This window comes from Streptomyces sp. NPDC034085, from assembly GCF_055575555.1.
Window position 1 is genome coordinate 83,746 of the sequence record NZ_JBVISL010000006.1, and the last position, 25,294, is coordinate 109,039.

The following is a 25,294-nucleotide window of genomic DNA, read 5'->3' on the forward strand; positions in this document are numbered from 1 at the left end:
TGGGCCGGGCGCGACGGCCAGGCCTAAGGGCTCACCCCGGCGCTCGGCGCCGGGGAAGGCGTCGCCGTCTCCGCCGGTGAACCGGAGGGGGCGGGGGAGCCGGGGGAGGAGACCCCGCCCGTCGGGGTCTCCTCCTCGCACGTCACGGAGTACTCCAGCCACGCCGACGCCGTCTGCGCCGGCGCGCGCACCTCCAGCCGGACCGCGTCGTGGACGCCCGCGCCGGCCGGCTCGCCGTCACCCGGCTCGGTGTGGTCGAGCTGGCGGGTACGCGCCCCGCCGGCCTCGTACGCGATGCTGCGCCACTCCGCGGCCGCCCCCGCACCCCCCTCGCGCCTGACCCAGCGGTACTCCACCACGGCCGGGGTCCGGGCCACCTCGATGGTGCCGGTGAAGGCGGGCGCGAGCACCTCGGGCGGCGGGCAGCTCCCGCCGTACGCGGCGCGCACGGTGTGGACGTAGAGGGTGACGCTCTGCGCGGGCGCCGCACTGGCGGACGCGGACGCGGACGCGGTCTCGGACGCCGAAGCGGAGGCCGACGCCGGCGCCGTAGCGGAGGCCGACGCCGTCGGGCCGCCGCCCGGCCCCCGCCCGCCCCCGGTGTCCCGCAGCAGCAGCCACCCCAGCAGGGCCAGGGCCAGCAGCAGCACCGCGATCCCGAGGGCCAGCACCACCCCGGCCCGCCGCTGTCCCCGCCCGGGCCGCTCCGGTTCCGCCGGCGCCACCGGTACCGGTACCGGCATCGACCGGGTCGGCCCGTACCCCGCGTCGTACGCCGCCCGCGTGGTGGCCGTCGGCGCGCCCGGCCCCGACACCGGCCCGCCCGCCTCCCGTACCGTCCCGCCCGCGCCGACCACCCGCAGCATCCGGGCGGCCTCCGCGGCGGGCAGCCGCGCGGCGGGGTCCTTGCGCAGCAGCCCCTCCAGCACCGGTCCCAGCGGCCCGGCCCGGCGAGGCGGGGGCAACTCCGCGTCGACCACGGCCTGCAGGGTGGCCACCGGGGTCTCCGCGCGGAAGGGCGGGACCCCCTCCACGGCCGCGTACAGCATCACCCCGAGCGACCACAGGTCCGACTCGGGGCCGGGCTCACGGCCCAACGCCCGCTCCGGTGCCAGGAACTCGGGGGAGCCGATCACCTCTCCGGTCATCGTGAGCGCGGCCGATCCCTCCAGCCGGGCGATCCCGAAGTCGCTGAGCACCACCCGCCCGTCGTTGGCGACCAGGACGTTGGCCGGCTTCACGTCGCGGTGCAGCACCCCCGCGTCGTGGGCGGAGCGCAGCGCGGCCAGCACCTGCTCGCCGATGTCCGCGGCCCGCTGCGGACTCATCGGGCCCTCGCCCTCCAGCACCTCCGCCAGGGAGAGCCCGCGCACCAGCTCCATCACGATCCAGGGCCGGCCGCCCTCGCTCGCGACGTCGTAGATCATGACCACCCCGCGGTGCGAGATGCGGGCCGCCGCCCACGCCTCCCGCTCCAGCCGCCGGTACAGCCGCTCGACCTCGGCCGCGTCCAGTCCGGCGGGGGCCCGTACCTCCTTGACCGCGACCTCCCGGCCCAGGACCTCGTCGCGGGCCCGCCACACGAGTCCCATGCCGCCGCGGCCCAGCTCGCCGAGCAACCGGTACCGGCCGGCGATGACACGCCCGGCCTCCCCGTTTTCGTTCCCACTCACGCGAACCCCCCTGTGCCACCGGGTGATCACTCCAAGTTAGCGCAGGAGCCGCCGGGCCGCCCCCGCCGTGACGGCCCTGTCACCGACCGCTGCGAGCGGCCCCCCAAGTCACCCCATTGGTACGGAGAGTGACGGATGACTCCGCTGAGTAATCGTCAACTACCCGTAATTACAGGGGTAATTCACACCACCGGGATACCCGCGGGCGCAGCCGGGGCGATAGGGTTAACCTGCCCGGGCCGGGTGCCCTCGTACGGGTGGGGAGAGACATGGAACAGATAGCAATGCGCAGCAGGCCGCCTCGCGTGCCTGCCATCACCTGCGGCAGCAGCGCGGTCAGCTCGCGCCTCGACCGCCACCTCGCCGTGCTGGGCGGACCCGCCGCCCCGCACCACGAGGTCGCCGAGGCGACCCTGCTGATGCGTGAGCTGACCGCGCGCGACCACACCCACGTCCAGCGGAGCCGGAGCGCGCGCGTCGCGCTCTTCGCACCGCTGCGCAGGCTGCGGCGCACGCTCTTCGGCAGCCGCCGCTCGTAACAGCCCGCGCAGCCGGTCCCCCGTCCGGCTGCACCCCGGCCCGTCCCCCGTCCGGTGACCCCGGACAGTCCCGGCGTCACCCCCGGCCTCAGGCGATCACACCGTCCCGGCGCAGTGCCGTGATCTGCGCGCCCGTCATCCCCAGGGCGCGCAGCAAGGCGTCGGTGTGTTCGCCGAGCGCGGGCACCGCGCCCATCCGCGGTTCCGCGCCACCCGGCAGCCCGATCGGCGGCAGCAGCGCCCGCAGCGGGCCCGCCGGGGTGTCCACCTCCCGCCAGCGTTCGCGTGCCGCCAGCTGGGGGTGCGCGGCCAGCCGCTCCACCGAGTTGAGCCGCGCGCAGGCGATCCCGGCCGCCTCCAGCCGTGCGACGGCCTCGTCCGCCCCGAGCCGGCCGAGGACCTCGGCCACCACCGCGTCGGTCTTCTCCCGGCCCCGGGTGCGGGCCGCGTTCGTCGCGTACGCCGGGTCCTGCGCCAGGTCCGGCCGGTCCAGCACCTGGACCGCGAGGCGCCGCCACTCCCGGTCGTTCTGCACCGACAGCAGCACCCGGTCCCCGTCGGCCGTCGCGTAGGCGTCGTACGGCGCGATCACGGCGTGCGCCAGGCCGGTCCGTACGGGCTGTTCACCGCCGTGCATCGTGTGGTGCAGCGGATGCCCCATCCACTCCGCGAGCGCGTCCAGCATCGACACCTCCACCGGCCCGCCGCGCCCGGTGACCCCGCGGCGCAGCAGGGCGGCGAGCACTCCCGAGAAGGCGTACATGGCGGCGGCGATGTCCGCGGCCGGGATCCCCGCCTTCACGGGCCGCTCCGGGGTGCCCGTCACGGAGACCAGCCCCGCCTCGCACTGCACGAGCATGTCGTAGGCGCGCTTGTGGGCGTACGGGCCCTGCGCGCCGTAGCCGGAGACGTCGACCGCGACCAGGCGCGGGTAACGGGCGCACAGCGCGGCCGCGTCGAGCCCGAGCCGGGCCGCGGCGCCCTGGGCGAGGTTCTGCACGAACACGTCGGCGCCGCCGAGCAGGCCGTGCAGCACCTCCAGCCCCCGCGGGTCCTTCAAGTCGAGGGCCAGGGACTCCTTGCCCCGGTTGGCCCAGACGAAGTGCGAGGCCAGGCCGTGGGCGGCGGTGTCGTAGGCGCGGGCGAAGTCACCGCCGTCAGGACGCTCGACCTTGATCACCCGGGCGCCGAGGTCGGCGAGCTGGCGGGTGGCGAAGGGAGCGGAGACGGCCTGCTCGACGGCGACGACGGTGATGCCGTCGAGGGGGAGGGGTTCGGTAGCCATGGGGCCTGCCTACCGGGTGACAGCGGGGTCTGTCACCCGTGTCCGGGGCCCAAGTCCAGCGGAATGTCCGGATTGTATGCCTAAGGTGCGGGCGTCCGCCGTCGCGCCGTACCGAAGGGTCGCCCATGAGAGCCCCGACCGCCGCCGCATCCCCCGCCCGCTCCGCAGCCCGGCGGGCGGCGGTCGTCGTGACAGCGCTGCTGGCGGGCTTGGCGGTGACGGTGGCCCCGGCCGGGGCGGCCGGGCGGGGCCCGGATCCGGTGACCGTGAGCGGGTCCGGCGCCGACGGCGTCGTGACGAGCGTACCGGGCTGCCCGGCCGGACCGCTCACCGACGGCCGGACGCTCGGGGGCGGCGCCGCGCTGGGCCCCGGGGTCTTCTCCGCACTGCCCAGCCAGATGGCCGTCCACCTGCCCTTCCGGGTCGGCGGCACCCAGGCCGCGCTCCCCGCGGCCGACACCCAGGTGACCATCGCCAACGCACGGGGGTTCGTGACCGTGCAGCTGGACGGCGGCAGCTGCGACGCCCCCGGCCTCTCGTACAACGGGACCACGGCGTCGGGGACCGGAGCCTGGCACGTCGTGTCGAACACCACCTCGGCCAACGCCTACCGGGGTGCCTCGGGCGGCGGAAGCTTCAGCCTCAACGCCGACGCCACCCCCGGCCCCGGCAAGCCGTGGGGTCTGGACCTCCTGGGGAGCATCTCGCTCCTCCAGCCGCAGGTGGCCGTGACCCACCGCGCCTACTGGGGCGGGATCGGCAACTACCTCACCCGCACGCTGAGCGTCGAGTACCGGATCCGGAACTCGGGCTCCGGCGACGCCTTCAACGTCAAGCTCCTCGACGCCCTGCCCACGGGCTCCGGGATCACCCGGCTCGGCCCGGTGCCGCAGACGGTGGGCTCGATCCGGTCCGGTGCCACCGCTTCGGTGGTCGTCCGCTACCGGGTGTGCGGGCTCGCCGTCGTCGGCTGCCGCTTCACGGCCGACACCCGGACGTCCCTGACGGACGCGCTCGACGGCAACCCGCAGACGGCGACGGTCCCGGTGACCGTGCAGGTGCCGGTCACGCCGGTGCCGTGACGCCTTGCGGCGACCGCGCCCTGACCCTTCCTCAGTCCCGGCCGCGCGCGAACCGTCGCGCGGTCGGCGGCACGAAGAGCGCCAGCAGGAGCAGTGACCACAGCACCGCGCCCGCCACCGGATGCGCCGCCGGCCACGCGGCGCCGGGCGCGCCCGCACCGCCCGCGTTGCCGCACAGCTCCCGTACGGCGGTGGCGACGGCGCTGATCGGGTTCCACTCCGCGACCGTCCGCAGCCAGCCGGGCAGTCCGGCCGTCGGCAGGTAGGCGCTGGACAGCATCGGCAGCACGAAGGTCGCGCTGCCGAGCTGCCCCGCGGCTTCCTCGCTGCGGCTCACCAGCCCGAGGTACGTCCCCACCCAGGCGGTGGCGAAGCGGAACAGAAGCAGCACGCCGAGCGCCCCCAGCGCCCCCGGCAGGCCGTTCTCGACCCGCCAGCCCATCGCCAGCCCCACCAGCATCAGCGGCACCATCGACACCGCCGTGGTCAGCAGGTCGGCGGCGGTCTGCCCCAGCGGGACCGCGGCCCGGCTCATCGGCAGCGTCCGGAAGCGGTCGGTCACCCCGCGGTGGGCGTCCTGTGCGGCGGTGAACATGCCGGTCATCAGGCCGTTCGCGGCGGTCGCGGCGAGCAGCCCGGGCACCAGGAACTCGCGGTACTCGGCGCCCGGCATGGCGAGCGCGCTGCCGAACACGTACCCGAAGAACAGCAGCATCATGATCGGCATGGTCTGGGTCAGGACCAGCAGGGCCGGGGCGTGCCGGGCCTTCTGGAGCTGGCGGGTGAGGACGGCGCCGCCGTCCGACAGCAGGGTGGTCATGCCGCGTTCTCCTTCTCCTGGAGGGGGGCCGGGGTCCGGGTGAGGCGCAGGAACACCTCGTCGAGGGTGGGCGGGCGCAGGCTCGCGTCGGTCACCAGGATCTGGGCGGTGTCCAGCTCCCGGATGATCCGGGGCAGGGTGAGCGAGGCGTCCAGGACGGTCACCGCGGCGGTGAGCCGCTCCTCGTCCAGCGCGGGGCGGCCGCCGGTGAGCCGGTCGAGGACCGCGGCCGCGCCCGCGAGGGCGGCCGGCTCGGCGACGGTGACCTCGGCGCGGGCGCCGATGCGGGCCTTGAGGGCGGCGGGGGTGCCGGTGGCGACGGCCCGGCCGCGGTCCACGACGACGACGCCGTCGGCGAGGCGGTCGGCCTCCTCCAGGTACTGGGTGGTGAGCAGCACCGTGGTACCCGAGTCTGCGAGGTCGCGCACGGCGGTCCAGATCTGCTCGCGGGCCGCCGGATCCAGGCCGGTCGTGGGTTCGTCGAGGAACAGGACTCGGGGTCGGGTGACGAGCCCGGCGGCCAGGTCCAGGCGCCGCTTCATGCCGCCGGACCAGGTCGAGGCGACCCGGTCGGCGGCCTCGCCGAGCCCGAAGCGCTCCAGCAGCTCGTCGGCGCGGGCGCGTACGGCCCGGCCCCGCAGGCCGGCGAGGCGGGCGAACAGCCGGAGGTTCTCACGGCCGGTCAGGTCCCCGTCTACGGAGGCGTACTGGCCGGTGGCCCCGATGGCGCGGCGTACGGCGGCCGGGTCGCCGGTGACCTCGTGGCCGGCCACCAGGGCGCGGCCGGCGGTGGGCGCGGTGAGGGTGGTGAGGATGCGCACGGCGGTGGTCTTTCCCGCGCCGTTGGGGCCCAGCAGCCCGCAGACGGTGCCCTCCGGAACGGCCAGGTCCAGCCCGCGCAGGGCGTGCACCTCGCCGTAGTGCTTCTCCAGACCCTCACTAAGTACGGCGTACGTAGTTGTCATGCGCCGCACCCTACCGCACTCCGTACGCTGTACGTAACTAAGATGGGAGCCCGAGACGACGACGAGGTGATGTGACCGATGGCAGCCGGCGGGCGCCCAGCCGAACCCGAAGTGATCTGGGCCCGGCCGCAACGGGCCGGCCGCGGGCCCAGGCCCGCGCACAGCCGCGACTCGATCGCGGCCGAGGCGGTGCGGATCGCCGACGCGGAGGGGATCGACGCCGTCTCCATGCGGCGCGTGGCGGCGGGGATCGGCGCCGGGACGATGTCCCTGTACAACTACGTCCCCCGCAAGGAGGACCTGTACGAGCTGATGGTCGACGCGGTCAGCGGGGAGTACGAGCTGGCCCCGCCGAGCGGCGACTGGCGGGCCGACCTGCTCGCCCTGACCCGCCAGACCCGCGCCCTGATGCGCCGCCACCCCTGGCTTCCCCGGCTGCTGAGCCCGGTCTACGGCTTCGGCCCCCAGGCCCTGCGGTACCTGGAGTACTGCCTGGCCTGCCTGGAGCCGCTGGAGGCTCCCGGGGGCGAGAAGCTGGAGCTGATCGCGGCGATCAACGGCATGGTCGCCACCTTCGTGGCGGGGGAGCTCGCCCTGGCCGAACGGGCCCGCGCGCTGCCCTGGAGCGAGGCCGCCGAGCAGGGCGTACGCGCGGCCTGGCTCGGCTCCCGGCTGGCCACCGGGGAGTACCCGCGGCTCGCGGAGGCCCTCGGCGAGGGCACCCCGGTGACGTCCGCCGGGCCGGACATGACGGCGGTCTTCGACCGTGCGGTGTCCCGGCTGCTGGCGGCCTGGGACGCCTGAGGCCGGCCACCGGGGCACCCGCGCGGGGGCGCGGCGCCGGGCTTCCGGGTCGCGTGACGGCCGGCGGGCGGGTGCTGCGCCGGGCTCCCGGGTCGCGCGAAGGTCGGCGGGCGGGTGCGGCGCCGGGCTTCCGGGTCGCGCGACGGCCGACGCGCGGGCGCGGCGCCGGGGTCAGAGCAGCGCGAACTGCCCGCCCGGGCCCTCCTCCTGATGATCCAGCACCGACGCCGGCCGCCGGGCCCAGCGCGGCGGCGGCAGCACCCCGGCGGCCTCCAGCTCCGCGGCCGGCAGCAGCGGCCCGGGGCTGAACGCCGCCCGCTCCGGGGCCAGATCGGCCAGCAGCGCCAAGGTCGTCACCAGGGCGAGCAGCTCCGAGGTCCAGGCCTGCGGCCACGCGGCCGGCCCCAGCCCCTCCAGGCCCCGCGCCTGCGGATCGCGGTGCGCGCCGCGGGCGGCGAACCAGGACTCCAGCACCCGGACCCCCTGGACCTCGTACTCCCAGGCGCCCGCCGGGACGGGGGACACGGTCCCGTCCCCGAGGGTCAGCGTCTCCGTCTCCGGGTCGTACCCGAGCCCGTCCGGCCACGCCGTGACGGCCGCGCGCACGTACGGCCGCCGCCCTCCGGGCAGCCGGGGCGGCTCCCCGCCCGGTGCCCCGCGGAGCTGGACGGACAGCAGCCGGCGGCCCAGCTCCAGCCCGGCCCGCCAGTGCTCCGGATCGGCCGCGAGCGGGACCTCGTACCCCCGCGGGCCCGGGCGGCCCGCGGCCAGGATCCAGCACAGGACGTCCTCGGGGGTGACCGGGCCGCCGTGGCGGGCGCCCAGCACGGCCGGCAGGCCCGGCGCGAGGTTCGGCTCGGCCCCGCCGGGGCGCCGGTGCAGCGGGCGGATCCGGCCGAGCCGGCCCGCCGGGAGGTGGGCGGTGACCAGCAGGCCGGGGGCCTCCAGCAGGAACAGCTGCCGCGCGTCCAGGACCCGCCACAGCTCGGGGCGGGCGGAGTCGATGAGCCGCTGGTCGGGCAGGAGCCACTGCTCGTCGAAGGGTGCGCGGAGCACCCGTACGGGGTCCGGGAAGGGACCGGGCGCGTCCGCGAAGCGGGCAGTGGCCGAGCGCTGGCCCGGCAGCGCGGCCGCTCCGGCGGAGGGCGTACGGGTCCGGCTCGGGCGGAACAGCCGCTCCCGCTCCGCCCCTTCGGCGCCCGTCAGCGCCTCCCAGCGGGCACGCAGCACGGCGGGATCGGGCGCCGCCACCCAGTCGCGGCCCAGGCGCAGGCCGGCCACGGCCCAGGGCATCAGATCGTCCAGCAGCGGTACGTCAGCGCTCACCCGGCAGATGGTAGCGACGGGCCGCCGGGGCCGGGCCGTGTCCCGGCCGAAGCGTTACGCTCCTTATGTACGCATACGTCACGTATGTGGCACGTAGCTGCACGGAGGAGCCGGCCATGAGTCAGTACGACGAGTATTCGACCCCGTCGCAGGCCGAGGGCGAGCGGCTCGACGAGGACATGGACGAGCGGGAGAAGCGGGAGCGGCACCCGCAGACCATGCGCACGACGCCCTCCCAGGCCGAGGGCGAGCGCGGTGCGGAGGAGAAGGACGAGAAGGAAGCGAAGTGACGACCGCGGGCCGCTGCCGGCCCGTGCCCGCGACCGGCGCCCGGTGATCAGGGCGCCTCGACGGTCACCGTGAACGAGAACCGGTCGCCCCGGTACCGGATCCGGGCCACGTCGACGACCCGGCCGTCCTCGTCGTAGGTCACGCCCGTGTAGTGCAGGATCGGGCTCAGCAGCGGTACCTCCAGCAGCTCCGCCGTCACCGGGTCGGCGAGCCGCGCCTCCACGGTGTCCGTGATGCGGCTGATCCGTACGCCGACCACGTCGCGCAGCACCTTGGTCATAGGCCAGCGCTCCAGATCGGCCAGGTCCACCGCCTCGGCGAGTTCGGGGCGCACGGCGTTCTCCGCCCAGTTGGTGGGCTCCCCGCTCTCGCCGTCGCGCCGGAGCCTGCGGTACGTGACCACCTCCTCCGCGTCCGGGAAGTGCTCCAGCAGCTCCCCGGACACGGGCGTGCGCTCGTGGCCCAGCACCGTCGTCCGCTCACCCGACTGCTGGGCGACGATCGCGTCCACCGAGCCGAGCAGCCGCACCGGGGCGCTGCGCATCGCACCCGGCTCGATGAAGGTGCCGCGCCGCCGGTGCCGGCTGATGAGGCCCTCGCCCTCCAGCTCCTTGAGCGCCTGGCGCATCGTCAGCACGCTCACCCCGTAGTGCCCGGCGAGCTGCTCCTCGGTCGGGAGCCGCAGCGAGGCGTCCGGAGTGCGCCCCAGTATCGAGGCGCGCAGGGACTGGGACACCTGGTACCAGAGCGGCAGCTTCCGGTTCAGCACCAGGGAGTCGGGGGCGAAGGCGGTCACGGGTCGTTCTCCGTACGGGTGGATTCACAGGTGACGCGGCGAGGTGGCGGGCCGGGCGGGGCCGACGGGGTCCGGCAGGGGCATGTTAGGCACGGAAGTGGCGCTGGAGACCCTCCCATACGTCGTCGTATCCGCGCTGGAGGTGCTCCGCCTCCGCAGCCTGGGGAGTGGCGGTGATCGGCCAGCGGGTCTCGAACATGAAGGCCAGGCCGTCGTCGATCTTCTGCGGCTTCAGCTCGGCGGCGCTGGCCTTGTCGAAGGTCTCCCGGTCCGGGCCGTGCGCGGACATCATGTTGTGCAGCGAGCCGCCGCCCGGCACGAAGCCCTCGGCCTTGGCGTCGTAGGCGCCCTCGATCAGGCCCATGTACTCGCTCATCACGTTCCGGTGGAAGTACGGCGGGCGGAAGGTGTCCTCGCCGACCAGCCAGCGCGGGGCGAACACCACGAAGTCCACGCCCGCCAGCCCCGGGGTGTCGGAGGGCGAGGTCAGCACCGTGAAGATCGACGGGTCCGGGTGGTCGTAGCTGATGGACCCGATCACGTTGAAGCGCCGCAGGTCGTAGACGTACGGCACGTGCGTGCCGTGCCAGGCCACCACGTCGAGCGGGGAGTGCCCGTAGGTCGCCGACCAGAGGTTGCCGCAGAACTTGTTGACCACCTCGGTGGGGCGCTCCACGTCCTCGTACGCCGCCACCGGCGCGCGGAAGTCCCGGGCGGCGGCCAGGCCGTTGGCGCCGATCGGACCGAGGTCCGGCAGCTCGAAGGGCTGCCCGTAGTTCTCGCACACGTACCCGCGCGCGTCGCCGTCGAGCAGCTCGACGCGGAAGCGGACGCCGCGCGGGATCAGCGCCACCTCGCCGGGGCCGGCGCTGAGCAGGCCGAACTCGGTGCGCAGCAGCAGACCGCCGCGCTCCGGGACGATCAGCAGCTCGCCGTCCGAGTCGCTGAAGACCCGGTCGGCCATGGAGGCGTTGGCGCTGTAGAGGTGGACGGCCATGCCGGTGCGCTGGGTGGCGTCGCCGTTGCCGCCCAGGGTCCACAGGCCGTCCAGGAAGTCGGTGCCGGGGGCGGGGTCGGGGAGCGGGTTCCAGCGCAGCCGGTTGGGGTCCGGGACGCTCTCGTTGAACGGCGCGGTGCGCAGGGCGCCGTTGTCCACGCGGGTGAAGGCCGGGTGCGCCGCCGAGGGGCGGATCCGGTAGAGCCACGAGCGGCGGTTGTGGCGGCGCGGCTCGGTGAAGGCGCTGCCGCTGAGCTGCTCGGCGTACAGGCCGAGGGCGGCGCGCTGCGGGGAGTTGCGGCCGATCGGGAGCGCGCCGGGCACGGCCTCGGAGCTGTGCTCGTTCCCGAAGCCGGTGAGGTACTCCAGCGCCTCCGCCGTCTTCCTGGCCTGCTCACTCATGGGTGCTCCCGCTCCCTCGAAGGAATCCTATGGCTGACAGTAGGATTCCGAGCCGCCCACGTCAACGCCGTCTCGCGGCCGCCGGCCCGGAACCCGGCGCGCGGCCGCTCCACGAACCCCGCCCGCGGCGGCTGCGAGAACCTCGCGCGCAGGGGGATCCAAAAAGATGAACATTGCTCTACTCTCTCGCGCATGTCGTGGACCCGCAGGTTCCCTGCCGTGCCGGCGGCGCTCCTCGCCGCCCTCCTCGCCTTCCTGTCCCTCCTCGCCGCCGCGCCGGCCGCCCGCGCGCACGAGGAGCGCCCCGTCGCCCTGCCCGACGGCACCGGATCCGTCCCCGCCTACCGCGCCGCCGAGCCCGACCTGCTGGTCTGCAAGACCGACCGGCCCGCTTTCGAACGCCGCATATCCGGCTTCCCGGCCGAGCTGCGCCGACGCAACCTCGACCTCTACGCGCGCTGCGAGCAGAGCGGCTACCGCCACCTCCAGGAGGCCGTGGACGCCGTCGACCGGCCCGGGATGAACATCGCGATCCTGCCCGGCCTCTACGAGGAGGAGCCCTCCCGGCCCGAGCCGACGGGGGAGTGCGCCGCACTCAAGGCCCCCGACTCCTCACTCGGCTACCAGATCCTGTCGTACGAGCAGCAGGTGAAGTGCCGGCACAACCAGAACCTCGTCGCCATCCTCGGCAAGACGAACCTGCAGATCGAGGGCACCGGCGCCGCCCGCACGGACGTCGTCGTCGACGCCGGGTACCAGAAGCTGAACGCCATCCGCGCCGACAAGTCCAACGGCATCTACTTCCGCAACTTCACCGCGCAGCGCACCACCTTCAACTCCCTGTACGTCCTCGCCGGCGACGGCTTCGTCATCGACGACGTCCTGACCCGCTGGAACGACGAATACGGCTTCCTGACCTTCGCCAGCGACCACGGCCTCTACAAGAACTGCGAGTCCTACGGCAACGGCGACTCGGGGATCTATCCCGGCAGCGCCTCCGACATCAACGACGGACGCGGCTACGACGTGCCCCGCTACTCCATCGAGATCACCGGCTGCCGCAGCCACCACAACATGGTCGGCTACTCCGGGACCGCGGGGGACTCCGTGTGGGTCCACGACAACGAGTTCGACCAGAACATGGGCGGCGCCTCGATGGACAGCGCCTTCCCCGGACACCCCGGACTCCCGCAGAACCACGCCCGCTTCGAACGCAACCTGATCCACGACAACAACGCCGACTACTACCCCCACGTCGCCGACGGCACCTGCGCCAAACCGCCCGCCGAACGCGGCTACGAGCAGGGGGTGGTCTGCCCGCAGATCTCCATGCCGCCCGGCACCGGCATCATCACCGCCGGAGGCAACTGGAACCTCTACGAGCACAACTGGGTGTACGGGCACCGGCGCGCGGGCTTCTTCCTCAGCGCCGTCCCCGCCTTCATCCGGGGCGAGGACCAGTGGTCCAAGCAGACCGACACCTCCCACCACAACCGGTACGCGGGCAACGTCCTCGGCAAGGACCGGTCCGGCGCCTCCCGGCCCAACGGCACCGACGTGTGGTGGGACGGCCAGGGCAGGGGCAACTGCTGGCAGGACGGCCCCGACGGCTCCACCCCGGGCACCCTGCCGCAGTGCGGGAAGGAACGCGGGGCCGTCAGCGGGGACTCGGCCCGGCTGGTGGGCGAGCCGGTGAAGCTCGTCCAGCTGCTGGTCTGCGCCGACTACAGCGTCCAGGCCCGCAAGCTCCCGGCCGGCTGCGACTGGTACGGCGCCCGGGGGCTGGAGCGGGTGGAGACGCAGCTCGCGGTCGCGGTGGCGGCGGTGCTGCTGCTGGTCGGCGGGATGCTGTGGTGGCGGCGGCTGCGCGGGACGCGGACGGGCACGGCGGCGACCCTCCTGGGCCTGGCCGGCCTGGCCCTGGACGTGGCCGGCTCCACGATGCCGCTGGTGGACACCCCCGTCCCGGCGCTGGCCCTGCTCCTGCTCGGCCTGTGGTGGGTAGGCGTCGGCCTGGCACTGCGCCCCGGACGCCCCTGGCTGGCGCGCCTCACCCTGCTCCTGGGCGCCCTCACCCTCCTGGACGCCTTCGACAAGGCCGTGCTGATGATCCCGTGGATCCCGCTGAGCCCCGCCTGGGTACGGGCCCTGGTCGCGGTGGTGTGGGTGCTGTGGGCGGTCGTCGCGGCGGCCCGCCCGGGCCCCGCCGCGCCCGCCCGCCCCGCCGGCCCGGGCGACGCTCCGGCGGGCGACCGCACCCCGGTCCCGGCAGGCCCGGCCCCGGCCCGGAGCGCCACCCCCGAACCGCCGCCCGCCGACACCCCCTGACGCCCGAACGACGGCCCCCGGCCCGCGCCGCCCCGGAAACCCCGCCCCGGCCCGGAAACCCCGCCCCAGGCGGGAGGCCCCGCTTCGGCCCGGAAACCCCGCCCCGGGCGGGAAACCCCGCGCCGGCGCGGAAGCCCCGGCCCGGGCGGGAGCCCGTGCTGGACCAGTCCGCCCCGACCAGTCGGCCCGGGCGCGGAAGCCCCGTCCCGACCAGTCCGCCCCGCCAGGGCCGCCTCCCGCCCGGGGTGGTCCGCCCTACGACCGGAGGCCCGCAGTGACCGTGCCCGCAGAGACCCGCATCCGGTGCGACGTGTGCCGGACGCCCGCCCCCCGGACCTGCCCGCCCCGCCGCTCGGCCCGCACGGCGGCGCTGCTGGCGCTCCTCCTGCTGCTCGCGGGCGGAGCGGCGACGGGATGCGGCGGCCGGGCCACCACCCACCACAAACCCGGCACCACCCACGAACAGGCCTCCGGCAGCGTCGGCACCCTGCTCGACACCCAGGACGGCGGCGGCCACCGCCTGCGCGAGGTCCCCGCCGCCGCCGCGCCCGCGGTGAAGCTCACCGCCCGCCCCGACTCCGAGGATGGATGGAACCTCCAACTGGAGGTGACCCGCTTCCGCTTCACCCCCGACAGCACCGGCGGCGCCGCCCTCCCCGGCACAGGCCACGCCCACCTGGAACTCGACGGCCGCAAAGTGGCCCGCGTGTACGGCCCCTGGTTCCACCTGCCCGCGGCGCAGGTCCCCGAAGGCGCGCACACCCTGACCGTCCGCCTGTACGCCGACGACCACACCGCCTGGGCCGTCGCCGGCAAGCCGGTCGAAGCGACGGCCGCGCTGACCGCGGGCCCCCCGGGCCAGGGAACCCACAGCCATCCCGCGCCCGCCCCGACCGGCCCCCCGGCGCCCCCACAGGCCTCCCCGGCGCCTCAGGCCGACCGGACCGTCACCCTCACCGTCCGGGACGGAAAGGTCGTCCCCGCCACCGGCCGCACCGAGCTGAAGCGCGGCGAGCGCCTCGCCCTGCGCGTCACCAGCGACCGCGCCGACACCCTGCACGTCCACGGCTACGACAAGGAACTCGCTCTGCCCGCGGGCCAGGAGGCCACCCTGGTCCTGACGGCCGACCGCACGGGCCTCTTCGAGGTCGAGACCCACGAGTCCCGGCTCGTCCTGACCCAGCTCCTCGTCCGGTGACCCCCCTGAGCCTGCCGACCCCGGGAAGCCCCGGAACCGGAACCGCCCTCCAGGCCGGTGCCGCGGCCGTCCCGGGATGGCCCGCCGCGCAGCCGGGCCCCGGGCCGGGCCAGGGCGTGGTCCTTCACCCGGCCGACCCGTCGACCCTGCTCGCGCACGGGATCGGCTCCCAGCACGACCTGCCGATCTCTCCCTTCTACGCCTTCGCCGGTGCCTTCGCGGCGCTCTTCGTCTCCTTCCTCGCGCTCGGCCTCCTGTGGTCCGCATCCCGCTTCCGCGGCGACCGCTCCGGCCTCGCCCTGCCCGCCGGGCTCCAGCGGGTGGCCGACGCGCCGGCCACCCGCACCGCCCTGCGCGGGCTCGGTCTCGCCGCAGCCCTCGCCGTACTCCTCCACCTCCTCCTCGGTCCCGACGACCCCGGCCGCAACCCCGCTCCCGGCGCCGTCTACGTCCTGCTGTGGGTCGGGATCGTGCCCGCCTCCCTTCTCCTCGGCCCCGTCTGGCGCCTGCTCAACCCGCTGCGCACCCTGCACCGCCTGCTCTCCCGGGTCCGCCGCCGCCCGCCCGGGGCCGGCCGCCCCCTGCCGGCCCGGATCGGCCAGTGGCCGGCCGCCGCCGCGCTGTTCGGCTTCACCTGGCTCGAACTCGTCGCTCCCGATCCCGCATCCACCACCACCCTCCTGTGTGCCCTCACCGCCTATGCCGCCGCCCAGCTGCTCCTCGCCGCCCGCTTCGGCGAGAGCTGGTTCGCCGACGCCGACGCCTTCGAGGCCTACTCAGGCCTCCTGGCCCGGCTCTCCCCCTTCGGCCGCCGCAGCGACGGCCGCCTGGTCCTGCGCAACCCCTTCCACGGACTCGACGCGACGCCCGAGCGGCCCGGACTCGTCGCCACCGTCTGCGTCCTGCTCGGTTCCACCGCCTACGACGGCTACTCGGACAACCCCGCCTGGATCAACACCCTTCAGACCTCCCCCCTGGGCCGCATCCCCACGGCCACGCTCGGACTGCTCGCCTCCATCGGCCTCGTCGCCACCCTGTACTGCCTGTGCGCGGGGGCCACCCGCCTCGTCAGCGGCCCGCACCCCCGACCGCTGACCGCCTTCGCGCACTCACTCGTGCCGATCGCCCTCGGCTATCTCATCGCCCATTACTTCTCCCTCTTCGTCACCGAAGGACCACGCACAGTAAGCATGGCACTGGGCACTGACAACGGCCCCGATCCCAGTCCCCCCTTGGGTCCGGGCGGTCTCGCCGCCCTCCAGGTGATGGCCGTCGTCACCGGTCACGTACTCGGTGTGATCGCCGCCCACGACCGTTCCGTACGCCTCTTCCCGCCGGCCAGGGCGGTGGCGGGCCAACTCCCGCTGCTCGCGCTGATGATCACGTACACGATCGGCGGGCTCACCCTCCTCCTGAACTGAGGACCGGGCCCCCGCACCACTGGACCCACGGACCAGGAGCGGCATGATGGACCCCGTGCCTCCCGCCCACCCCCTGCGCAGGACCCCGGTCCAGCAGCGCAGCGCCGACCGCCTCGCCCGCATCCTCGACGCCTGCGCCGAACTCCTCGACGAGACCGGCTACGAGAACCTCAGCACCCGTGCCGTCGCCCTGCGCGCCGGGGTGCCCATCGGCTCGGTCTACCGCTTCTTCGGGAACAAGCGCGCCATGGCCGTCGCCCTGGCCCAGCGCAACCTGGAGCAGTACGCGGAAGGCATCCAGCGGCGGCTCGCGGTCGTGCCGGGCACGCACTGGCGGCCGGTCGTGGACGCCGTGCTGGACGAGTACCTGGCCATGAAGCGCAGCGTCCCGGGCTTCGCCCTCGTCGACTTCGGGGTGCCGGCCCCGCCCGCCTCCGAGCCCGCCGGAGGTCCCGCCTCAGACCCCAACCACATGGTCGCCGCCCGTCTGACGGCGCTCCTGTGCGCCCACCTGGGGCTCACCCCCGGCGCCGACCTGGCCCGGGCGGTCCTGGTGGCCGTCGAGGCGACCGACGCGCTGGTCCAACTGGCCTTCCGGGCCGACCCGGCGGGGGACCCCGGCATCGTGGCCGAGACCCGGGCGATGATGCACGCCTACCTGGCCCGGGTCCTGGACTGACCGGCCCGCGCGGGCCCCGCCCCCGGGCAGCAGCGGAACGGGCTGCCGCAACCCCCTCCCCGCCGTCCCTACCGGTCGGTATGCTCGCCGTGCCCGCCCCGCCAGCCCGCGCCGTGCGGCCGCGCCACCGGTCCGCGACGCAGCCCGCCGCCCCCAGGAGTGCCCATGCCCCGCACCGCCCCGCGCATCTGCCCCCTGTGCGAAGCCACCTGCGGCCTCACCCTCACCATCGAGGGCACCACCGTCACCGGAGCCCGGGGCGACCGCGACGACGTCTTCAGCCGCGGCTTCGTCTGCCCCAAGGGAGCCGCGTTCGGCGCCCTCGACTCCGACCCCGACCGGCTGCGCACCCCCCTCGTCCGCCGCGACGGGCGCCTGCGGGAGGCCACCTGGGACGAGGCCTTCGACGCCATCGCCGCCGCCGTCCCCGCCCTCGTCCGGGAGCACGGCGCCCAGGCCGTCGGCGTCGTGCTCGGCAACCCCAACGTCCACACCATGGCCGGAGCCCTCTACCCGCCGCTCCTCGTCAACACCCTGGGCACGCGCAACCTCTTCACCGCCAGCACCCTCGACCAGATGCCCAAACACGTCTCCAGCGGGCTCCTGTTCGGCGACCCCTTCGCCATCCCCGTGCCCGACCTCGACCGCACCGACTTCCTCCTGCTGATCGGCGCCAACCCGGTCGAGTCGAACGGCTCGCTGTGCACCGCCCCCGACTTCCCGGGCCGGCTCAAGGCCCTGCGGGCCCGGGGCGGCACGCTCGTCGTCGTCGACCCGCGCCGGACGCGCACCGCCAGGCTCGCCGACCGACACCTCGCCCCGCGCCCCGGCAGCGACGCCCTGCTGCTGGCCGCGCTCGCCCACACCCTGCTCACCGAGAAGCTCGCCGATCCCGGCGCCCTCGCCGAACACACCGAAGGACTCGGGGAACTCTCCGACGCCCTCGCGAGTTTCACTCCCGAGGCGGTCGCCCCCGCCTGCGACCTGCCGGCCGACGGGATACGCGCCCTCGCCCGAGAGCTGGCGGCCGCCCCGACCGCCGCCGTCTACGGGCGGATCGGCAGCTGCACCGTGGAGTACGGGACGCTCGTCAGCTGGCTGGTGGACGTACTGAACATCCTCACCGGCAACCTCGACCGCCCGGGCGGAGCCCTCTTCCCGCTCCCGGCGGCCGGCCCGCGGCCCCGGCCCGCCGGGCCCGGCAGGGGGTTCGCGCTCGGCCGCTGGCGCAGCCGGGTGAGCGGCCACCCCGAGGTCAAGAGCGAACTGCCCACCGCCGCGCTGGCCGAGGAGATCGAAACCCCGGGAGAGGGGCGCGTCCGCGCCCTGATCGCCATCGCGGCCAACCCCGTGCTGTCCGCCCCCGACGGCCGGCGGCTCGACGCGGCCCTCGCCGGCCTCGACTTCATGGTCAGCGTCGACCCGTACCTCAACGAGACCTCGCGCCACGCCCACGTCGTCCTGCCCCCGCCACCGCCCTCGCAGAGCGCGCACCACGACTTCGCCTTCAACGGGTTCGCCATCCGCAACCAGGTCCGCTACACCCGGCCCGCCGTCCCCCTCGAAGCGGACCGGCTCGACGAGTGCGAGATCCATGCACGCCTCGTCCTGGCCGTCTCCGGCATGCACGGCTCCGCCGAGCCGTCCGCCGTCGACGACATGGCGATCCAGGCCGTGCTCGCCAAGGAGACCGCCGACCGCCGCTCCCCCCTGCACGGAGCGGACCCGGCCCGCTTGGCCGGGCTCCTCACCGGCGAGAACGGTCCGGAGCGCAGGCTTGACCTGATGCTCCGGCTGGGCCCGTACGGGGACCTGTTCGGCGCCGCCGGACAGTCCGGCGGCGGTGGGGCCGCGGCTCCCGGCGCAGGAGGTACGCAGACCAGCGCGGGCGCGCCCGAAGAGACGGCCGGGCTGAGCCTGGAGCGGCTCCTCGCCCACCCGCACGGCATCGACCTCGGCCCGCTGCGCCCCCGGCTCCCGGGCGTGCTCAGGACCCGCACCGGCAGGATCGAGCTGCTCCCGGAGCCGATCACGGCCGAGCTCCCCAGGCTGCGCGCGGCGCTCGCCGCCCGCCCCGCCACCCTCGTGCTCGTGGGCCGCCGCCATCTGCGCTCCAACAACAGCTGGTTGCACAACGTCCCGGCCCTCGTCGGAGGTTCCAACCGCTGCACCCTCCAGGTCCATCCCCAGGACGCGGACCGTCTCGGCCTCGCCGACGGAGGCCGGGCCCGGATCACCGCAGACGGCGGCAGCCTGGACGCGCCGGTGGAGGTCACCGACACCGTCCGCACCGGCGTCGTCAGCCTCCCGCACGGCTGGGGCCACGACCGGCCCGGAACCCGCCTGGCGGTGGCCGGCGCCGAACCGGGGGTCAACGTCAACCAGCTGCTCGACGGCACCCGGCTCGACCCGCTGTCGGGCACCGCCGTGCTCAACGGCTTCCCCGTCACCGTCACACCCCTGCCCTGAGCTGTGGTTTTGCTCGTATTGCTCACGCGTGGACGTCTTGTTGGCGTAAGGAAGCGGCACCTACCGTCCCTGCATGCTGACCTTCCTCGGCTTCGCCATGATCGCGACCTTCCTGGTCCTGATCATGCTGAAGAAAATGTCGCCCATCGCGGCGCTCGTCCTCATTCCCGCGCTCTTCTGCGTGTTCGCCGGAAAGGGCGCGCACCTGGGGGACTACGTCATCGACGGCGTCGGCAAACTCGCCCCGACCGCCGCCATGCTGATGTTCGCCATCGTCTACTTCGGCGTGATGATCGACGTCGGACTGTTCGACCCGGTCGTCCGGGGCATCCTGCGCTTCTGCAAGGCCGACCCGATGCGGGTGGTGGTCGGTACGGCCGTCCTCGCCGCGATCGTCTCGCTCGACGGTGACGGATCGACCACGTTCATGATCACCGTGTCGGCCATGTACCCGCTCTACAAGCGGCTCGGCCTGAGCCTGGTGGTCATGACCGGCGTCGCCGCGACCGCCAACGGGGTGATGAACACCCTGCCCTGGGGCGGTCCCACGGCCCGCGCGGCCACCGCGCTCAAGCTCGACGCGGCGGACATCTTCGTCCCGATGATCCCGGCCCTCGCGGTCGGCCTGCTCGGCGTCTTCGTCCTCGCCTACGTCCTCGGCGTCAGGGAGCGCCGCCGGGTCGGCTCGCTGGTGATGCCGGGCGAGGCGATCGCCGAGGAGGTCCTCGTGACGGCCGGCTCGGGCGCGAAGGAAACCGCCACGGAAATCCGCAACTCCGGCTCCGCCCCGTCCGCCTCCACCGGCACCTCCGGCCCGGTGTCCGCCTCCGCTCCCGCCGCCCCGGCCTGCGCCCCCGCCGCCGGCTCCGGTACCGAAGCCGTGCTGTCCGATGGGGACGGGGACGGATTCCAGGGGCTGGACCCGCAGCGCCCGACCCTGCGCCCGCGCCTCTACTGGTTCAACGCGGGCCTGACCGCCGCCCTGCTCACCGCCATGATCATGGAGCTGCTGCCGATCCCGGTGCTGTTCCTGCTCGGCGCGGCCCTCGCCCTCACCGTGAACTTCCCCCACATGCCCGACCAGAAGGCCCGGATCGCCGCCCACGCCGACAACGTCCTCAACGTCGCCGGCATGGTCTTCGCCGCCGCCGTCTTCACCGGCGTCCTCACCGGCACCGGCATGGTCAAGCACATGGCCGACTGGCTCGTCGGGGCCATCCCGGAGGGCATGGGGCCGCACATGGCCCTGGTCACGGGCCTGCTGAGCCTGCCCCTCACCTACTTCATGTCCAACGACGGCTTCTACTTCGGCGTCCTGCCGGTCCTGGCGGAGGCGGGCGCGGCCCACGGGGTCTCGCCGCACGAGATCGCCCGCGCCTCCCTGGTCGGACAGGCCCTGCACATGTCCAGCCCGCTGGTTCCGGCCGTCTACGTCCTCGTCGGCATGGCCAGGGTCGAGTTCGGCGATCACACCCGTTTCACCGTGAAATGGGCGGTTCTCACCTCCCTCCTGGTCCTGGCGGCAGGGATGCTTTTCGGCATCATCTGACCGGTGGACCACCCGCCGACCAAAAACTACCGTCGCTAGTTTGTAGGGTGTGGGAGCGAGATCAGGTCCACGCGCTCGTCCGTGCTCGGGAGGAATGCCATGAAGGCCCACGACGGGATGTACATCGGCGGGGAATGGCGGCCCGCCGCCGGAACCGGCCGGATCGAGGTCGTCAACCCGGCCGACGAGCAGGTCATCGGTGCCGTCCCGGCCGGTACGGCCGAGGACGTGGACGCGGCCGTGCGCGCCGCCCGTGCCGCCTTCCCCGGCTGGGCGGCGACCGCCCCGGCCGAGCGGGCCGCCCTGATCGGTGCCCTGCGCGACGCCATCGTCGCCCGCAAGGGCGAGTTCACCGACACCATCACCGCCGAGCTGGGCTCCCCGGTCGGCTTCGCGGAGGCCGTGCACGTCGGCACGCCGGTCGCGGTGGCCTCCTCGTACGCGGAACTCGCCGCCTCCCACGCCTTCGAGGAGAGGGTCGGGAACTCCACCGTCTTCCTGGAGCCGGTCGGTGTGGTCGGGGCCATCACGCCCTGGAACTATCCCCTGCACCAGGTCGTTGCCAAGGTGGCACCCGCTCTCGCCGCCGGCTGCACCGTCGTCCTCAAGCCGGCCGAGGACACCCCGCTGACCGCACAGCTCTTCGCCGAAGCCGTGCACGAGGCGGGCATCCCGGCCGGAGTCTTCAACCTGGTGACCGGCACCGGCCCGGTCGCCGGCCAGGCGCTGGTCGAGCACGAAGGAGTCGACCTCGTCTCCTTCACCGGCTCGACCGCCGTCGGCAAGAAGATCGGCGCCATCGCCGGCGCCGCCGTCAAGCGCGTCGCCCTCGAGCTGGGCGGCAAGTCGGCGAACGTCATCCTGCCCGGAGCCGATCTGGCCAAGGCCGTCGCGGCAGGCGTCGGACACGTCATGAACAACACCGGCCAGAGCTGCAACGCGCTCACCCGCATGCTCGTCCACCGGGACCAGCACGAGGAGGCCGTCGCCCTCGCGGCCGCCGCCGTCGCCACGTACCCCTCGGGCGACCCGCGCGACCGGGGCACCCGCCTCGGGCCGGTCGTCAACGCCACCCAGCGCGACCGCGTGCGCTCGTACATCGGCAAGGGCATCGCGGAAGGCGCGCGCCTCGTCGCGGGCGGCCCCGACGCGCCCCACGAGCGCGGCTACTTCGTCGCCCCGACCGTCTTCGCCGACGTCACCCCCGACATGACCATCGCCCAGGAGGAGATCTTCGGCCCGGTGCTGGCGATCCTCCCGTACGAGGACCAGGACGACGCCCTGCGCATCGCCAACGGCACCGTCTACGGCCTGGGCGGCGCGGTGTGGGCGGCGGACGAGGAGACGGCCGTGGCGTTCGCCCGCCGCATGGACACCGGCCAGGTGGACATCAACGGCGGCCGCTTCAACGTGCTCGCGCCCTTCGGCGGCTACAAGCAGTCGGGCGTGGGCCGCGAGCTGGGCGCGCACGGCCTGGGGGAGTACCTCCAGACCAAGTCGCTGCAGTTCTGACCCGGCGGCGCCGCCGTGCGCCGCGCCCCACCCGCCACCCCGAAGCCCGAGCAGCCCCCGAGACACGGAGACGACGACCATGGTCCGCGCCGCCATCCTGCCCGCCGTCGGAGCCCCGCTGGAGATACGGGAGATCGTGCTGCCCGATCCCGGCCCCGGGCAGGTCCGGGTGCGGCTCGCCGCGGCCGGGGTCTGCCACTCGGACCTGTCCCTCACCGACGGCACCATGCGGGTCCCCGTCCCCGCCGTCCTGGGGCACGAGGGCGCGGGGACGGTCCTCGCCGTCGGCGAGGGCGTCACCCACGTCTCCCCGGGCGACGGGGTGGTGCTCAACTGGGCGCCGTCCTGCGGGGAGTGCCACCACTGCCGGATCGGCGAGGTCTGGCTCTGCGCCAAGGCCCTGACCGGCGTCGGCGCGGTCTACGCCCACGACACCGCCGGCACCGAGCTGCACCCGGGGCTCAACGTCGCCGCCTTCGCCGAGGAGACCGTCGTCGCGGCGAACTGCGTGCTGCCCGCGCCCGACGGGATCCCGCTCGCCGAGGCCGCCCTGCTCGGCTGCGCGGTACTGACCGGCTACGGCGCCGTGCACCACAGCGCCCAGGTCCGCCCGGGCGAGTCGGTCGCGGTGTTCGGCGTCGGCGGGGTCGGACTCGCCGCCCTCCAGGCGGCCCGGATCGCCCAGGCCGGCCCCGTCGTGGCCGTCGACGTCTCCCCGGCCAAGGAGGAACTGGCCCGCGCCGCCGGGGCCACCGACTTCGTGCTGGCCGGCGACACCACCGCCAAGCAGATCCGCGCCCTCACCGGCGGGCAGGGCGCCGACGTCGCCGTGGAGTGCGTGGGCCGCGCCGGGACGATCCGCACGGCCTGGGACTCCACCCGCAGGGGCGGCCGCACCACGGTCGTCGGCATCGGCGGCAAGGACCAGCAGGTCGGCTTCCACGCGCTGGAGATCTTCCACTTCGCCCGCACCCTCAGCGGTTGCGTGTACGGCAACAGCGACCCGGCCCGCGACCTGCCGGTCATCGCGGAACACGTCCGGGCCGGCCGCCTCGACCTCGGCTCCATGGTCACCGACCGCATCACCCTGGAGGGCATTCCGGCCGCCTTCGACGCGATGACCGCGGGCAAGGGCGGCCGCTCGCTGGTGGTCTTCTAACCCCGCTGGGACGGCGCGTCCCCCGTCTGCGGCGCGTCCCCCGTCTGCGGTGCCTCCCGCGTCTGCGGCGCGGCCGCCCGCAGGGCCTCGTACTGGAGGGCCAGGCCGTCCAGGAGCGCCGTCAGGCCCGTCTCGAAGGCGCCCTCGTCCACCTCCCGCTGACGTTCTGCCAGCAGGTGGGCCTGGCCCAGGTGCGGGTAGTCCGCCGGATCGTACGCCGTCTCGTCGTCCACGAACCCCCGGGCGAAGGAGGCCACCGCCGAGCCCAGGATGAAGTACCGCATCAGCGCGCCGATCCGGGTCGCCTGGGCCGGCGGCCACCCCGCCGCCGTCATGGCCCCGAACACCGCGTCCGCCAGCCGCAGGCCGGCCGGGCGGCGCCCCGGCCCGCGCGCCAGCACCGGCACGATGTTCGGATGGTCGGACAGGGCCTCCCGGTAGGAGTGCGCCCAGTCGTACAGGGCCCCCCGCCAGTCCTTCCCGCCCACGCCGCCGGGGGCTTCCCCGGAGTCTCCACCGGAGCCCCCGAAGGCCTCGAACATCGACAAGTCGACCTTCGCGCTCACCGCGTCCGCGACGGCCTCCAGGATCGCGTCCTTCGTGCGGAAGTGGTTGTACAGCGAGGGCCCGCTGACTCCGAGAGCGGCGGCCAGCCGTCGCGTGGACACCGCGTCCAGCCCCTCGGCGTCCACGAGCGCGCCCGCCGCCTCGACGATGCGGTCTCTGCTGAGGAGGGGCTTGCGCGGTCTGGCCATGCGCCACATAGTAGGCCCTGCCCCGCCATAAACTACCGGTGCTAGTTAAAGGCCCGGCAGCCGGACCACGCCCGGGAGGACCCCCCGTGAACCTGGAGCTCAGCGAGGAGCAGGAGGCCGTGCGCCGCCTCGCCCGCGCGTTCACCGAGCGCGAGATCGTCCCGTACGCCGCCGAGTGGGACCGCGCCGAGAGCGTGGACCGCTCGATCGTGAAGAAGCTCGGGGACGTCGGCTTCCTCGGCCTCACCGTGCCCGAGGAGTACGGCGGCTCCGGCGGCGACCACCTCTCCTACGTGCTCGTCACCGAGGAACTCGGCCGAGGGGACTCCGCCGTGCGCGGCATCGTCTCCGTCTCCCTCGGCCTGGTCGCCAAGACCGTCGCCGCCTGGGGCACCGAGGAGCAGAAGCGGGCCTGGCTGCCCCGGCTGTGCTCCGGCGAGGCGCTCGGCTGCTTCGGTCTGACCGAGCCCGGGACCGGCTCGGACGCCGCCGCCCTCACCACGCGCGCCGTGCGCGAGGGGGACGCGTACGTCATCAGCGGCAGCAAGATGTTCATCACCAACGGCACCTGGGCGGACGTCGTCCTCCTCTTCGCCCGGACCGACGCCGCCACCCCCGGCCACCGCGGGATCTCCGCCTTCCTCGTCCCCGCCGACAGCCCCGGCCTGACCCGCCGCGAGGTCCACGGCAAACTCGGCCTGCGCGGCCAGGCCACCGCCGAACTCACCCTCGACGGCGTCCGCGTCCCCGCCTCCGCGATGCTCGGCCCCGAGGGCAAGGGCTTCTCCGTGGCCATGTCGGCCCTGGCCAAGGGACGGATGTCGGTGGCGGCCGGCTGCGTCGGCATCGCCCAGGCCGCGCTGGACGCGGCGGTCTCGTACGCGGCCCAGCGCGAGCAGTTCGGCAAGCCGATCGCCCACCACCAGCTGGTCCAGGAGCTGATCGCCGACATCTCGGTCGACGTGGACGCGGCCCGCCTGCTGACCTGGCGGGTCGCGGACCTGATCGACCGTGGGCAGCCCTTCGCCACCGAGTCCTCCACCGCCAAGCTGTTCGCCTCCGAGGCCGCCGTGCGGGCGGCGGGCAACGCCCTCCAGGTGCACGGCGGCTACGGCTACATCGACGAGTACCCGGCGGGGAAGCTGTTGCGCGACGCCCGCGTCATGACCCTCTACGAGGGCACCAGCCAGATCCAGAAGCTGCTCATCGGCCGTGCCCGCACCGGGGTTTCCGCCTTCTGACCA

General features: G+C 74.6%; 21 protein-coding genes. 13 read left to right on the top strand and 8 right to left on the bottom strand.

The features are described from left to right. Positions 1 to 23: 23 nt before the first annotated feature. Complete coding sequence (locus ACZ501_RS21660; RefSeq protein ID WP_468797399.1) at positions 24 to 1,673, bottom strand: serine/threonine-protein kinase; 1,650 nt, start codon at positions 1,671 to 1,673, stop codon at positions 24 to 26. Between the two features lie 269 nt (positions 1,674 to 1,942). Between ACZ501_RS21660 and ACZ501_RS21665 the strand changes: the two genes are divergently transcribed. After that, entirely contained in the window at positions 1,943 to 2,212 is a 270-nt protein-coding gene (locus tag ACZ501_RS21665) for a hypothetical protein (protein ID WP_362460595.1), read from the top strand. A gap of 88 nt (positions 2,213 to 2,300) precedes the next feature. Here the strand turns inward: ACZ501_RS21665 and ACZ501_RS21670 are convergent, their stop codons facing one another. Next, complete coding sequence (locus tag ACZ501_RS21670) at positions 2,301 to 3,497, bottom strand: CaiB/BaiF CoA transferase family protein (protein WP_362460598.1); 1,197 nt, start codon at positions 3,495 to 3,497, stop codon at positions 2,301 to 2,303. Positions 3,498 to 3,622: 125 nt separating this feature from the next. Here ACZ501_RS21670 and ACZ501_RS21675 point away from each other — a divergent pair, with 125 nt between their 5' ends. Beyond that, complete coding sequence (locus tag ACZ501_RS21675) at positions 3,623 to 4,579, top strand: hypothetical protein (protein ID WP_468797401.1); 957 nt, start codon at positions 3,623 to 3,625, stop codon at positions 4,577 to 4,579. Positions 4,580 to 4,610: 31 nt separating this feature from the next. Here ACZ501_RS21675 and ACZ501_RS21680 read toward each other — a convergent pair whose 3' ends face one another. Both ACZ501_RS21680 and ACZ501_RS21685 read right to left on the bottom strand, forming a co-directional pair. Continuing rightward, a complete protein-coding gene (locus tag ACZ501_RS21680; RefSeq protein WP_362460604.1) occupies positions 4,611 to 5,399 on the bottom strand; it encodes an ABC transporter permease in 789 nt (262 codons plus the stop codon). Further along, on the bottom strand, positions 5,396 to 6,364 hold the full coding sequence (locus ACZ501_RS21685) for an ATP-binding cassette domain-containing protein (protein WP_361609325.1): 969 nt from the start codon (positions 6,362 to 6,364) through the stop codon (positions 5,396 to 5,398). Before ACZ501_RS21685 ends, ACZ501_RS21680 begins: the two co-directional genes overlap by 4 nt. Before the next feature lie 78 nt (positions 6,365 to 6,442). On the opposite strand from ACZ501_RS21685, the gene ACZ501_RS21690 reads away from it, so the two are divergent. Beyond that, the gene (locus tag ACZ501_RS21690; RefSeq protein ID WP_468797403.1) at positions 6,443 to 7,168 is read left to right on the top strand and encodes a TetR/AcrR family transcriptional regulator; all 726 of its coding nucleotides are present in this window, start codon (positions 6,443 to 6,445) and stop codon (positions 7,166 to 7,168) included. Between the two features lie 171 nt (positions 7,169 to 7,339). On the opposite strand, the gene ACZ501_RS21695 is transcribed toward ACZ501_RS21690, so the two are convergent. Then, positions 7,340 to 8,461: a type ISP restriction/modification enzyme gene (locus ACZ501_RS21695; protein WP_468797688.1), complete on the bottom strand. Its 1,122-nt coding sequence runs from the start codon at positions 8,459 to 8,461 to the stop codon at positions 7,340 to 7,342. A 149-nt stretch (positions 8,462 to 8,610) separates the two neighbouring features. Between ACZ501_RS21695 and ACZ501_RS21700 the strand changes: the two genes are divergently transcribed. Further along, on the top strand, positions 8,611 to 8,784 hold the full coding sequence (locus ACZ501_RS21700; RefSeq protein WP_361599958.1) for a hypothetical protein: 174 nt from the start codon (positions 8,611 to 8,613) through the stop codon (positions 8,782 to 8,784). A gap of 47 nt (positions 8,785 to 8,831) precedes the next feature. On the opposite strand, the gene ACZ501_RS21705 is transcribed toward ACZ501_RS21700, so the two are convergent. Then, complete coding sequence (locus ACZ501_RS21705; protein ID WP_361599961.1) at positions 8,832 to 9,581, bottom strand: GntR family transcriptional regulator; 750 nt, start codon at positions 9,579 to 9,581, stop codon at positions 8,832 to 8,834. 85 nt (positions 9,582 to 9,666) lie between these two features. Further along, positions 9,667 to 10,980: a homogentisate 1,2-dioxygenase gene (hmgA, locus tag ACZ501_RS21710; RefSeq protein WP_468797405.1), complete on the bottom strand. Its 1,314-nt coding sequence runs from the start codon at positions 10,978 to 10,980 to the stop codon at positions 9,667 to 9,669. Between the two features lie 192 nt (positions 10,981 to 11,172). On the opposite strand from hmgA, the gene ACZ501_RS21715 reads away from it, so the two are divergent. The 8 genes from ACZ501_RS21715 to ACZ501_RS21750 all read left to right on the top strand — a co-directional run bounded on the left by ACZ501_RS21715 (position 11,173) and on the right by ACZ501_RS21750 (position 23,295). Then, positions 11,173 to 13,308 carry a right-handed parallel beta-helix repeat-containing protein gene (locus ACZ501_RS21715; protein WP_468797407.1) on the top strand — a complete coding sequence of 712 codons (2,136 nt, stop codon included), beginning with the start codon at positions 11,173 to 11,175 and terminating at the stop codon, positions 13,306 to 13,308. A gap of 370 nt (positions 13,309 to 13,678) precedes the next feature. Then, a complete protein-coding gene (locus tag ACZ501_RS21720; RefSeq protein WP_361600069.1) occupies positions 13,679 to 14,506 on the top strand; it encodes a cupredoxin domain-containing protein in 828 nt (275 codons plus the stop codon). Positions 14,507 to 14,622: 116 nt separating this feature from the next. After that, a complete protein-coding gene (locus ACZ501_RS21725; protein WP_468797690.1) occupies positions 14,623 to 15,927 on the top strand; it encodes a hypothetical protein in 1,305 nt (434 codons plus the stop codon). 46 nt (positions 15,928 to 15,973) lie between these two features. After that, positions 15,974 to 16,606 (top strand): TetR/AcrR family transcriptional regulator, encoded by a 633-nt coding sequence (locus ACZ501_RS21730; protein WP_361599968.1) that lies wholly within the window; start codon positions 15,974 to 15,976, stop codon positions 16,604 to 16,606. 165 nt (positions 16,607 to 16,771) lie between these two features. After that, positions 16,772 to 19,075 carry a molybdopterin oxidoreductase family protein gene (locus ACZ501_RS21735; protein ID WP_468797409.1) on the top strand — a complete coding sequence of 768 codons (2,304 nt, stop codon included), beginning with the start codon at positions 16,772 to 16,774 and terminating at the stop codon, positions 19,073 to 19,075. Between the two features lie 73 nt (positions 19,076 to 19,148). Further along, the gene (locus ACZ501_RS21740) at positions 19,149 to 20,624 is read left to right on the top strand and encodes a CitMHS family transporter (protein WP_468797411.1); all 1,476 of its coding nucleotides are present in this window, start codon (positions 19,149 to 19,151) and stop codon (positions 20,622 to 20,624) included. 99 nt (positions 20,625 to 20,723) lie between these two features. Continuing rightward, positions 20,724 to 22,136, top strand: coding sequence for an aldehyde dehydrogenase family protein (locus ACZ501_RS21745; protein WP_468797413.1), 1,413 nt, complete (start codon positions 20,724 to 20,726; stop codon positions 22,134 to 22,136). Positions 22,137 to 22,215: 79 nt separating this feature from the next. Next, positions 22,216 to 23,295: a Zn-dependent alcohol dehydrogenase gene (locus ACZ501_RS21750; protein ID WP_468797415.1), complete on the top strand. Its 1,080-nt coding sequence runs from the start codon at positions 22,216 to 22,218 to the stop codon at positions 23,293 to 23,295. Here ACZ501_RS21750 and ACZ501_RS21755 read toward each other — a convergent pair. After that, positions 23,292 to 24,050 (bottom strand): TetR/AcrR family transcriptional regulator, encoded by a 759-nt coding sequence (locus ACZ501_RS21755; RefSeq protein WP_468797417.1) that lies wholly within the window; start codon positions 24,048 to 24,050, stop codon positions 23,292 to 23,294. The genes ACZ501_RS21750 and ACZ501_RS21755 overlap by 4 nt on opposite strands. Before the next feature lie 86 nt (positions 24,051 to 24,136). Here ACZ501_RS21755 and ACZ501_RS21760 point away from each other — a divergent pair, with 86 nt between their 5' ends. Continuing rightward, positions 24,137 to 25,291: an acyl-CoA dehydrogenase family protein gene (locus ACZ501_RS21760; RefSeq protein ID WP_361599985.1), complete on the top strand. Its 1,155-nt coding sequence runs from the start codon at positions 24,137 to 24,139 to the stop codon at positions 25,289 to 25,291. Positions 25,292 to 25,294: the final 3 nt, after the last annotated feature.